At 64.9% G+C, this 10,035-nt stretch carries 11 protein-coding genes and 1 tRNA gene; 7 read left to right on the plus strand and 5 right to left on the minus strand.

Annotated features, from left to right (window positions below; all coding sequences use genetic code 11):
- Positions 1 to 5: 5 nt before the first annotated feature.
- Both QZ522_RS03700 and QZ522_RS03705 read right to left on the minus strand, forming a co-directional pair.
- Positions 6 to 527, minus strand: coding sequence for an SCP2 sterol-binding domain-containing protein (locus QZ522_RS03700; protein WP_294607639.1), 522 nt, complete (start codon positions 525 to 527; stop codon positions 6 to 8).
- Positions 524 to 1,210: a 5-formyltetrahydrofolate cyclo-ligase gene (locus QZ522_RS03705; protein ID WP_294607642.1), complete on the minus strand. Its 687-nt coding sequence runs from the start codon at positions 1,208 to 1,210 to the stop codon at positions 524 to 526. The genes QZ522_RS03700 and QZ522_RS03705 overlap by 4 nt, the downstream gene beginning before the upstream one ends.
- A gap of 213 nt (positions 1,211 to 1,423) precedes the next feature.
- Between QZ522_RS03705 and QZ522_RS03710 the strand changes: the two genes are divergently transcribed.
- The gene (locus QZ522_RS03710) at positions 1,424 to 1,837 is read left to right on the plus strand and encodes an Rrf2 family transcriptional regulator (RefSeq protein WP_294607644.1); all 414 of its coding nucleotides are present in this window, start codon (positions 1,424 to 1,426) and stop codon (positions 1,835 to 1,837) included.
- A gap of 88 nt (positions 1,838 to 1,925) precedes the next feature.
- Here QZ522_RS03710 and QZ522_RS03715 read toward each other — a convergent pair whose 3' ends face one another.
- A complete protein-coding gene (locus QZ522_RS03715) occupies positions 1,926 to 2,540 on the minus strand; it encodes a TetR/AcrR family transcriptional regulator (protein WP_294607646.1) in 615 nt (204 codons plus the stop codon).
- 98 nt (positions 2,541 to 2,638) lie between these two features.
- On the opposite strand from QZ522_RS03715, the gene QZ522_RS03720 reads away from it, so the two are divergent.
- From QZ522_RS03720 to QZ522_RS03730, 3 genes are read left to right on the plus strand one after another with little or no spacing between them, the layout of a single operon-like run.
- Positions 2,639 to 2,797, plus strand: a complete 159-nt coding sequence (locus QZ522_RS03720) for a hypothetical protein (protein ID WP_294607649.1) — start codon at positions 2,639 to 2,641, stop codon at positions 2,795 to 2,797.
- 4 nt (positions 2,798 to 2,801) lie between these two features.
- On the plus strand, positions 2,802 to 4,100 hold the full coding sequence (locus QZ522_RS03725) for an HlyD family efflux transporter periplasmic adaptor subunit (RefSeq protein ID WP_294607651.1): 1,299 nt from the start codon (positions 2,802 to 2,804) through the stop codon (positions 4,098 to 4,100).
- Positions 4,097 to 7,174, plus strand: a complete 3,078-nt coding sequence (locus QZ522_RS03730; RefSeq protein ID WP_294607653.1) for an efflux RND transporter permease subunit — start codon at positions 4,097 to 4,099, stop codon at positions 7,172 to 7,174. Before QZ522_RS03725 ends, QZ522_RS03730 begins: the two co-directional genes overlap by 4 nt.
- 119 nt (positions 7,175 to 7,293) lie before the next feature.
- Here the strand turns inward: QZ522_RS03730 and QZ522_RS03735 are convergent.
- Positions 7,294 to 7,379: transfer RNA gene (locus tag QZ522_RS03735), tRNA-Leu, on the minus strand.
- Between the two features lie 137 nt (positions 7,380 to 7,516).
- On the opposite strand from QZ522_RS03735, the gene QZ522_RS03740 reads away from it, so the two are divergent.
- Both QZ522_RS03740 and QZ522_RS03745 read left to right on the plus strand, forming a co-directional pair.
- On the plus strand, positions 7,517 to 8,095 hold the full coding sequence (locus QZ522_RS03740) for a YqaA family protein (RefSeq protein ID WP_294607656.1): 579 nt from the start codon (positions 7,517 to 7,519) through the stop codon (positions 8,093 to 8,095).
- Complete coding sequence (locus tag QZ522_RS03745) at positions 8,092 to 8,559, plus strand: disulfide bond formation protein B (RefSeq protein ID WP_294607659.1); 468 nt, start codon at positions 8,092 to 8,094, stop codon at positions 8,557 to 8,559. The genes QZ522_RS03740 and QZ522_RS03745 overlap by 4 nt, the downstream gene beginning before the upstream one ends.
- Here QZ522_RS03745 and QZ522_RS03750 read toward each other — a convergent pair.
- Complete coding sequence (locus QZ522_RS03750) at positions 8,556 to 8,984, minus strand: Lrp/AsnC family transcriptional regulator (protein ID WP_294607663.1); 429 nt, start codon at positions 8,982 to 8,984, stop codon at positions 8,556 to 8,558. The genes QZ522_RS03745 and QZ522_RS03750 overlap by 4 nt on opposite strands.
- A gap of 119 nt (positions 8,985 to 9,103) precedes the next feature.
- Between QZ522_RS03750 and rocF the strand changes: the two genes are divergently transcribed.
- Positions 9,104 to 10,033 (plus strand): arginase, encoded by a 930-nt coding sequence (rocF, locus tag QZ522_RS03755; RefSeq protein ID WP_294607665.1) that lies wholly within the window; start codon positions 9,104 to 9,106, stop codon positions 10,031 to 10,033.
- Positions 10,034 to 10,035: the final 2 nt, after the last annotated feature.

The following is a 10,035-nucleotide window of genomic DNA, read 5'->3' on the forward strand; positions in this document are numbered from 1 at the left end:
TCGGGTCAGGTCCTTTTCATGTCGGGGGTATATCCGCGCCGCAAACGGGCCAGAATGGCCCGTCCGGGCGGGCCGAACATCGCAGCCGTCTCCTCAGCCAGCGAGCCGTCCATATCATCCAGCGCGTTACGCAACCGCACCACTGCCTCAGTGTCGCCCGTGACCTCAAGATCGCGCGAGAAAAAAGCGGCGTCGCCGTCCTCTTCGGAATCAACCAGTTCCAGCAGCAGCATGAACCGCCCCCGGATCGCTGCGCCCACAACCGGCGCGGCATTGCGGGGTACGGCGCGAAACACCAGCGCCTGCGGATCGGGGCGCAGATGCAGCGCAAAGGGAAGGTCAACCGGATCAATCAGGAAATCGGTGCCCTGATGTGGGCCAAGGCGGGCGAAGAGTGACGGATGCCGCGCCGCAATGCGCCGCACGATCCGCGTCAGGATCGGTTGAGCCACACCACAGGCCAGACGCGAGATCATCCCGCTGCCCGGTAGCGGCATTGGCGACACTGCGGGATCTCCTGTGTTCATGTCAGAGCCGTCCTTTCGGCAGATAAACCATCCTCGGTCACAATCAGGTCGAGCGGGATGTCATGCGGTTGCGGATAGATCGTGGTCAGGCGCGCGGCCGTCAGCGCGATACCGATGGTCAGGGGGCGCGGGTCAAGCACGGCCAGCGTGCGATCGAAATATCCCCCGCCCCAGCCCAGCCGAAAGCACTCACCCTCCCAGCCAAGGCAGGGAGCAAGCGCGACATCGGGTGTCAACTCTGCGGCCTCGCGCGGGGGAACGGGAATGTTCCAGTCACCACGCACCATTTTCGTCTCGGGCGTCCAGCGGCGAAAGATCAAAGGGGCGGCGCGGGTTTCGACGACCGGAAGCGCGATGGTGACGCCTTTATCATGCAGGTCTCTCAGAAGCGGACGCAGATCGGGTTCTCCCTTGATCGGCCAGTACCCGGAAAGGACAGTTCCCTGTCCGATCCCGCGTTGGGTCAGGACCCGTTCCAGATTTCGCCCGATCCGCTCCGAAACGCTTGCCCGCCCGGCCTGACCCAAGGCCTCTCTCACTCCGGCCAGCCGTAACCGTTCCGCACGGCGCCAACGCGCCACGTCGCGTGACTGAACGGAATCAACCGCAAGCGGATCGAAATACGTGGGGTCGACCTCTGCCGCCATGCAGGGCGGCGACGCATATGTGCGGCCCTTGGTCATGTGGCGGCTTCGAAGTGATCATCATGCCCGGCACGCATCGCCGCAATGGGATGTTCGATCATCGCGCCGGTTTCCTGCGGCACCTTAATGGTGGTATCGTCTTTCATGGCACGTCCTTCATTGATGGTCGGTCCAGCTGGCATGAATTGGCATTTGATTTACCGATTATCCCACTGTAATACGCAATGTAAATACCAAATCAGGAACGCGACCATGCGCCTCACTTCTTTTACCGATTACGGGCTGCGCGTCTTGATGCGCATGGCCGGCGCCCCGGCACGCGCCTTTACCGCCGCCGATCTTGCCAGCGAATTTCAGGTGTCACGCAACCATCTGGCCAAGGTCATCTCGGCCCTTTCCGCCGCGGGCCTTCTGGAAACGCGGCGCGGCGGCGGGGGAGGCGCGATACTGGCCCGCCCGCCCGAGGAAATCCGGCTGGGCGATGTTGTGGCGGTGCTGGAAGCCGATCAGGCGCTGGTGGAATGCTTTGGCACGGCGGGCAATACCTGCATCCTCACCCCGCGGTGCCAGTTGAAGGCGCGGCTTGCGCATGCCGAAGCCGTCTTTATCGCCGATCTCAACCGCAGCACGCTGGCCGATTGCGTCTATCGCCCCGAAAACGTCTGATGCACCGACGCTCCCCGGCCTCGCCGCCGACAGCATCCGCCTGAACGCGCAGGCAAGCAAACGTGCGCTGCGCCGCTCCGGATTTGCCTTAGTCCTGCGCCACAACCCCGCTTGTGCACAATAGCGCCAACTGAACGTCAAACAGCCGCAATCCTTCCTGCACCAGCGGAAAGGCGCGCGCCCCCAGCGTCCAGCGGATCGCCACGCCCTGCACGAGTGAGGTCAGCAAGATCGCGATATCCTGCGCACTGATGTCAGCGCGAAGACCGCCCGCCCGCTGCTGATCCCGGATCGCCGCGACAAGGTGAACCTGAAAACTCCCCAGAAGCCCGTGAAACACATCCCGCAACGCCGGATTATCGACCTGCAACTCGCGCGAGAACAGGATCGAAGGCAGGGCGGGCCTTTCGGCAATCGCGGTCAGTTGCGCCTCGATCAGCGCCTTCAGCCGCGCCCTTGGGGTCGTGGCCTGCGCCCCGGCGTCGGCCCATGCATCGCGCAGGCGCATGGCGATATCCTCGGCGACGGCCAGCCAGAGCGCACTCTTGGTCGGGAAGTGCCGAAAGATCGCGGGCTGGCTAAGACCGATCGCACGGGCCACATCAGTGGTACTAAGGCGATCAGGCCCGATCTCATCTGCCAGCCGCAGCACCTCGGCGACGATCTGCGCCTTGCGATCTTCTGCACTTTGACGGCCGGTCATGAAACACTCCCTTGTTAGTTATAAGTAACTAACATATACTACCAACAACGGCAACCACCATCGCCCGCCGCGCCGACCCGACCGAAAGGATCCCCGTCATGCCCGCCACGACACGGCTGATCGCGCAGAAATGTCTGTTGAGAGATGCGATGCCGCCCCGTTTGTCTTTTCATGCGCTGATGGTCCTAATGGCCGTCAGCAGGACGGTTGCACATTGTGGCGGCGCACTGGTGCGGATGCGCCGGGTCGAGGATTGATCCCATGCGTCTCGCACCGCTTCTCGCCCTCCCGCCCATTGCCCTCGGTATCGCTGCGGCGGCCTGGATGATCGCAACCGCGCCCGGCCCCGCGCAACTTGAGGGCGCGGCGCCCGCCCTGCCCGTCCGGGTCATGCGGGTCACGGCGCAAGATATCCGCCCGACCGCCAGCGCCTGGGGCAACCTGCGGGCGGCCGACACCTGGGTCGCCGTGGCCGAGGTCCAGGGCGAGGTCATCTGGAGACATCCTGATTTGGAGCCTGGCCGCCTGATTCCGGCCGGGACCAAGGTCCTGCGGATCGACCCGGCGGATTACGAATTGGCATTGGCGCAGGCCGAGGCCGATCTCGCCGCCCTTGCCGCAGAGGACAGGCAACTGACCACCGAAACCGCCAATACCACCCGCATTCTGGCACTGGAACGCGACCGGCTGATCCTGGCCGAGGCCGATCTGGCCCGCACCCGCACCCTGACCGAACAGGGAACCGCCCCACAGGCCCGCGCCGACGAGGCAGAGCGTGCGACGCTTCTGGCCCGTCGCGTTGTGGCCGAACTGGAAAACGCACTGGCCCTGATCCCGTCGCGCGAGGCGCGGATTACCGCACAGACCGCGCGCGCGCAGGCCGCCATCGCGCGGGCACGGCGGTCACTTGAGCGGACCACGCTGACAACGCCTTTCGATCTGCGTGTGACCGAGGTGAATGCCGAACACTTTCAGACCATCGCCCCCGGTCAGGTCGTGATCCGTGCCGATGGTATAGCCACAGCCGAGGTCGTGGCGCATCTGCCTATCGACAGGTTTCGCCGCCTCGTTGGCGACCTGCCCGGCGGCATGACCCTTTCGGACATGATGCGCGACATGCCCGCCACACACATCGCCGTGACGCTCAGCCCCTTGTCTGACCCGGCGCAAGTCTGGCCTGCCAGCGTCAGCCGGATCGAGGGTGCGCTCGATGCGCGCGCCCGCACCGTGCCCGTCGTGGTGACCGTAAACGCCCCTTATGCCGACGCAGACCCGCCCCGCCGCCTGCCGCTGGTGCCCAATATGCAGGTGCAGCTTTCCTTCGCGGGTGCCCCCCTGACCGGCGCCATCGCAATCCCCGAGGCGGCGCTTCATGCCGGGACGGTGCGCCTTGCGGGCGCCGGTGATCTGCTGGAGTTGCGCCCCGTCACCCCGGCCTTTGCACAGGACGGGCGCGTCGTGCTGAGCGGCGGCCTTGCCCCCGGCGACCGCGTGATCCTTGATGATATCGCCCCCGCGATCCCCGGCATGGCCCTGACCGCCATCGAGGCCCCGGAATGATCCGCTGGTTTACCGGCCACCCGACGGCGGGCAACCTGCTGCTATTGCTGTTCCTTGCCGCCGGTGTCTTTGCCGCCCCGACCCTCTTGCGCGAGACCTTCCCGGATTTCCGCGCGGTCGAGGCCGAGGTCACGCTGATCTATCGCGGGGCCGCCGCCGAGGATGTCGAAGGCGCGATCTGCGGGCCGCTCTGGGACGGGGTGCAGGGGGTCGAGGGCCTCGAAACCTTTACCTGCACCGCGCAGACCGGCCACGCCCGTGCCGTGGCAACCATGGCCCCCGGCAACGATGCGCTGCGCTTTGTGAATTCGCTGCGGACCGAAGTTTCTGCGATTGATACATTTCCCGACAGGGCCGACCCCGCCATCGTGCGCGAATTACACCGGACCGCGCCCGTAAGCTCCGTCGCCATATCGGGGGATTTGCCGCTGAGCGAACTGGACCGTTACGCCGATGCCTTGTCCGACCGCCTGACCGCGCTGCCGGGCGTGGCAAAGGTCCTACGCAGCGGGCTGGGCACACGCTCACTCTCGGTCACCGCCACGCGCGCCGTATTGGACAGCCACGGCCTGACCCCGGCGGCACTGGCCGCCGCCATCGCCGCCCAGAACATCGACCTGCCCACCGGCACGCTGGAAGGACCGGGTGCCGATCTGACCCTGCGATTCACGGCCGAGCGCGACACGGCCACGGAGCTCGCCACGATCCCCGTGCTGGTCCTGCCCAATGGCGCGACGCTGACGCTGGGTGACGTGGCCGTGATAGAAGAGCGGTTCGAGCCGCCCTTCGAGCGCGCCTTCGTGGATGGCACCCCCGCGATCCTGATCGACGTGGCCAAGGCGCTCGACGCGGATGCGCTGCGCGTGCTGGACGGCGTGGCCGCTCTGGTCGAGGACGAGACCGCGCGCCTGCCCGGAACGATCAGGGTCGAAGTGGTGCAGGACGTGACCTCGATCATCCGCGACCGGCTGTTCATGCTGATCCGGAACGGCGCGATGGGTCTTGTGCTGGTCGTGGTCGTGATGAGCCTGTTCTTCCGCCCCGGTTTTGCAATCTGGGCCGCGATGGGCCTGCCGGTGGCCTTTGCCGGTGCTTTCGTCTGGATGGGGCTGACCGGACTCAGCCTGAACATGATAACGCTGGTGGCGCTTCTTATGGCGATCGGGATCGTGATGGACGATTCCATCGTGATCGCGGATTCCATCGCGGTGCATACCACCAAGGACGTCAGGGTGGAAAAGGTGGCTGCGGGCGTCGCCGCCGTGGCACCCGGCGTTGTCTCGTCTTTCCTGACCACGCTGGCCGTGTTCCTGCCGCTGGCCTTTCTGGCGGGCGATCTGGGGGCGGTGCTCGAGGTTCTGCCGGTTGTCCTGGTGGCGGCCCTTGCCGCCTCGCTGATCGAGGCCTTCTTCATCCTGCCGCACCACCTTGCGCGCGGCTTGAAAGAGGCCGAGCCGTCACGCTTCCACCGCCGCTTTGATGACGCCTTTGACGCGCTGCGCGAAGGCGGTGTGGGCCGGCTTGCAGATGCCGCGATCCGCGGGCGCTGGCTGGTCGTGGGGCTGGCGACGGCGGCGCTGATCATCACTCTGGGCGCGTTGGGCGGCGGTGTCGTCAAACGCGAGGCAATGCCCGAGATCGACGGCGACGTCCTTGAGGCGCGGCTTTTGCTGCCTGCGGGCACGCCCCTGTCACGCACGAGCGAAGCGGTCGCACAGGTCGAAGCGGCGCTTGACCGGGTAAACGCCCAGCTGACGCCCGAACAGCCCGATGCGCAACCGCTGGTGATCCGCCGCATGACCCGCATGGGCCGCAACCTTTCGGTTGGCGAGAACGGCGCCCATGTCGCCACTATCGCCGTGGACCTGCTGGGCGCCGAGACCCGCGCCAGCACGCTGGACGAGATTGTCACCCGCTGGCGCGCGGAAATCGGGCTGCTGCCCGGCGTCACCTCTCTGATCCTGACCGAACCGGGCATCGGCCCACAGGGCATCGCCCTGGAGTTGCGCCTGACCCATTCCGACCTTGACACGCTGGAGACGGCGGGCCGGGCCACGTTGGCCGAATTGGAAACCTACGCAGGCGTGCGCAACGCGATCCTCGACCTGCGTCCGGGCGCGCCGGAATTGCGGTTGATCCTGTCACCGGGGGCAGAGGCCCTTGGGCTGAGTGCCGCGGACGTCGCGGGACAGGTGCGCGCGGCTTTCCTTGGCACGCAGCTTGCCGAAATCCGGCGCGGCGACCTGGCGTGGGATCTGGAGGTTCGCCTGTCCGACACCGACCGCGTCGATCATGCCGACCTGAGCGACGTCGAGATTGCCCTTCCCGGCGGTGGCACCGTCCCACTGGCCAGCATTGCGACCATCACCGAGGCGCGCGGCTGGGGCAGCATCACCCGGCGGAATGGGCTGCGCAACCTGACCGTCTCGGCCGATGTGGATGGCCGGATCGGCAATGCCGACGCGATCACCGCGCGGCTGACCGCGGGCTTCCTTCCCGATCTCGTCACCGCCACGCCCGGCCTTGACTTTGAGATCGGGGGGCAGGCCGCGAATTCGGCTGAAACCGTCGGCTCGATCCTGCGCGGCTTCCTGATCGGATTGATCGGCATCTACATCGTCCTCAGCTTCCAGTTCCGCAGCTATGTCGAACCGCTGATCGTCATGCTGACGATTCCGCTCGCCTTTCTAGGTGTGATCTGGGGTCATGTGCTGATGGGCTACAACATTTCGATGCCGTCACTGGTGGGGGCTGCGTCGCTGGCGGGGATTGTCGTGAACAACGCGATCCTTCTCATCGGCGTGGTCAACCTGCGCCGCGCCGCAGGTCTTTCGGCCGCAGAGGCCACCGGAGAGGCCGTGCGTGCCCGGTTCCGCCCGATCTTCGTGTCGGTCTCGACCACCATCATGGGCATGGCGCCGCTGCTGCTGGAAACCTCCACACAGGCGCAAACACTCAAACCGCTGGTGATTGCGATCGTCTTCGGCCTGCTGAGCAGCACGGTGCTGATCCTTTTGGTGCTCCCGGCGTTCTACGCAGTGCTGGAGGACATCCGGCCAAAGCAACGCACATAAGCCCGCGAACGTCAGGCCCAGGCACGTCCACCATCAAGCTGACGCGGGGGACATTCGCACTGGAGAAACTGCATATCCCCACTTTCGGTATTCTTACGGAAAGTCCTGCAAAAGCAGGGTGGTGCCCAAGGCGAGACTCGAACTCGCACGCTGTTACCAGCGGGGGATTTTGAATCCCCTGCGTCTACCATTCCGCCACTTGGGCCCGCGCGAATCTCTAGCGAAGGCTGCGGCCCGCGTCCAGTGCCCAAACCGGGTTTTTTACATCTTGCCGCCGCACAGACCTTGACCCCACCCGCCCTGCGTGGTGTCTCGCGGTCAACCAAGGGAAAGAATGCCTCGATGCTGCAACGCCTTTATCAGTGGACCATCCGCATGGCCGACCACCGCCACGCCCTCTGGGTGCTTGCGGCGGTGTCGTTTGTGGAAAGCTCGGTCTTTCCGATACCGCCGGATGTGCTGATCATTCCGATGATACTGGCGCGTCCCTCGCGGGCCTGGCTGATTGCCGGTGTGGCGCTCGTGGCCTCGGTAATCGGCGGGCTTCTGGGCTATGCCATCGGCGCGTTTGCCTATCAGGAAATTGGCCGCCCCATCCTCGAATCCCTCGGCAAGGGCGACGCAATGGAGGCCTTCAGCACCCGGTTCAACGATTTCGGGTTCTGGGCGGTTCTGACCGCCGGGGTCACGCCCTTTCCCTATAAGGTGATCACCATCATGTCCGGCGTCACGAGCATGCCGCTGTTCACCTTCATCGCCACGTCCATCCTTGCACGTGGGCTACGCTTTTTCATCCTTGCGGCGTTGTTATACCGGTTCGGCGCCCCTATCCGCACCTTTATCGAGCGGCGCCTGGGGCTTTTGACCATCGTCTTTGTCGTGCTGCTGTTTGGCGGCTTCTATCTTGCGAGGCACCTATGACCCTTCCCTCACGACGCACCCTGATCCTGCTTGCGGCTGGCGGCTCTGCGGCCATGATGCTTGGCGCCCTTGCGTTTCAACATCTGGGCGACATGGCCCCCTGCAAGCTTTGCATCTGGCAACGCTGGCCGCATGTGAGTGCGATCTGCTTTGGCGCTTTGGCGCTGGCTTTTGCACCGCGCCTCATGGCTTTCGGCGGCATGCTGGCGGCGCTGACCACCTCGGGCATCGGCATGTATCACACCGGGGTCGAGCGCGGCTGGTGGGAAGGCCCCACCACCTGTACGGCAGGTGACGCGGCAGGCCTTTCGACCGACGATCTTCTGGCCCAGATCATGGCCGCGCCGCTTGTGCGCTGTGACGAGGTGCCGTGGGAGATGTTCACCCTGTCGATGGCAAGCTGGAACGCGATTGCGTCGCTCGGGCTGGCCGCGATCTGGTTGCTGGCCTGGCGGCGCGGCTAACGCCCGGATTTGCGGGTGTTCAGCAGAAGGCTGGTTTCGGAATGGGCGATCCCGTCAAAGCGGCGGATCTGCCCCAACACCTGATCCAGTTCTTCAAGCGTCGGCGTGCCGATTTCCACGATGACATCCCAACGCCCGTTGGTGGTATGGGTCGCACGCACGGCACTTAGCCCGTTGAGCTGTCGGATGATCCGGTCCGCGCCGCGCCCCTCGATCCCGAGCATCATCAGCCCGCGCACCGGATCACGTGTGGTATCGCCGCGCAGGACAACGCTAAAGCCAAGGATATCGCCGCGCTGACGCAGGCGGTCGATCCGTCCGCGCACCGTTGTGCGCGACACCCCAAGCCCAAGCGCCAAATCCGAGAGCGACGCGCGTGCATCATGCCGCAGCGCTGAAATCAAATTACGATCTATTTCGTCCATTTCGCCAAAAAACCCATCCGTTTTGGATAATCCGCCGTCAATTAGTGCAAAATAGCTGCTATAAATCAACCCGAATTGGCATGAATCTACACCCACTCCATAAATGAAAGAGATCCGAGATGACCACAACGACCTGCATTCTCGTTGGCGCCCCTGTTGATAGCGGTAAAAACCGTCGTGGCTGTCTTATGGGGCCTGATGCCTATCGCACTGCCGGGCTTGCCGAGGCGCTTGGCAACCTGGGACATGCGGTGCGGGACATGGGCAATCTGACCCCTGCCCCGGCAGAGCTTCACCCCGAGATGCCCGGCCATGTCTATGCGGCGACGCAGACCGCCGGCTGGACTGCGACCCTGATCGAGGCGGCGCAGGCGGCCATGGCCGAGGGCGTGCCGATCTTCCTTGGTGGCGATCACAGCCTGTCATTGGGGTCCGTGGCCGGGGTTGCGGCCCATGCCGCCGCCAACGATCGACCGCAATTCGTGCTCTGGCTGGATGCCCACAGCGACTTTCACACGCCCCAGACCTCCTCTTCGGGCAACCTGCACGGCACGCCGCTTGGCTATGTGACGGGGCGCGACGGGTTTCACGGTTTTCCCGAGGTCAAGCATCCGGTCCCGCAGGAAAATATCTGTATTCTCGGCCTGCGTTCGGTCGATCTGGCCGAACGCGAGGCGCTTCAGCAAAGCGATATCCGCTATCACGACATGCGCGCGATCGACGAACAGGGCATTGCCACGCCACTCGCCGCATTTCTTGACGATGTCGCGGCCGTCGGTGGCGCGCTGCATGTCTCGCTGGATGTCGATTTCATTGATCCTTCCTTTGCCCCTGCGGTCGGCACCACCGTGCCCGGCGGCGCCACCATCCGCGAGGCGCATCTGGTGATGGAGATGATCAGTGACAGCGGCTTGATGACCTCGCTCGATCTGGTCGAACTGAACCCCTTCCTGGACGAGCGCGGCCGCACCGCGCAGGTGATGGTCGATCTGGCCGCCTCGGCCCTAGGTCGCCGCGTCTTTGACCGCCCGACACGCGCATTTTCATGATC

Source organism: uncultured Roseovarius sp. (assembly GCF_913054395.1).
Taxonomy (GTDB): Bacteria; Pseudomonadota; Alphaproteobacteria; order Rhodobacterales; family Rhodobacteraceae; genus Roseovarius.

Coding starts and splice junctions, on each gene's coding strand:
- QZ522_RS03700 (WP_294607639.1), bottom strand. CDS start 527: ATGAACACAGGAGATCCCGCAGTGTCGCCAATGCCGCTACCGGGCAGC.
- QZ522_RS03705 (WP_294607642.1), bottom strand. CDS start 1,210: ATGACCAAGGGCCGCACATATGCGTCGCCGCCCTGCATGGCGGCAGAG.
- QZ522_RS03710 (WP_294607644.1), top strand. CDS start 1,424: ATGCGCCTCACTTCTTTTACCGATTACGGGCTGCGCGTCTTGATGCGC.
- QZ522_RS03715 (WP_294607646.1), bottom strand. CDS start 2,540: ATGACCGGCCGTCAAAGTGCAGAAGATCGCAAGGCGCAGATCGTCGCC.
- QZ522_RS03720 (WP_294607649.1), top strand. CDS start 2,639: ATGCCCGCCACGACACGGCTGATCGCGCAGAAATGTCTGTTGAGAGAT.
- QZ522_RS03725 (WP_294607651.1), top strand. CDS start 2,802: ATGCGTCTCGCACCGCTTCTCGCCCTCCCGCCCATTGCCCTCGGTATC.
- QZ522_RS03730 (WP_294607653.1), top strand. CDS start 4,097: ATGATCCGCTGGTTTACCGGCCACCCGACGGCGGGCAACCTGCTGCTA.
- QZ522_RS03740 (WP_294607656.1), top strand. CDS start 7,517: ATGCTGCAACGCCTTTATCAGTGGACCATCCGCATGGCCGACCACCGC.
- QZ522_RS03745 (WP_294607659.1), top strand. CDS start 8,092: ATGACCCTTCCCTCACGACGCACCCTGATCCTGCTTGCGGCTGGCGGC.
- QZ522_RS03750 (WP_294607663.1), bottom strand. CDS start 8,984: ATGGACGAAATAGATCGTAATTTGATTTCAGCGCTGCGGCATGATGCA.
- rocF (WP_294607665.1), top strand. CDS start 9,104: ATGACCACAACGACCTGCATTCTCGTTGGCGCCCCTGTTGATAGCGGT.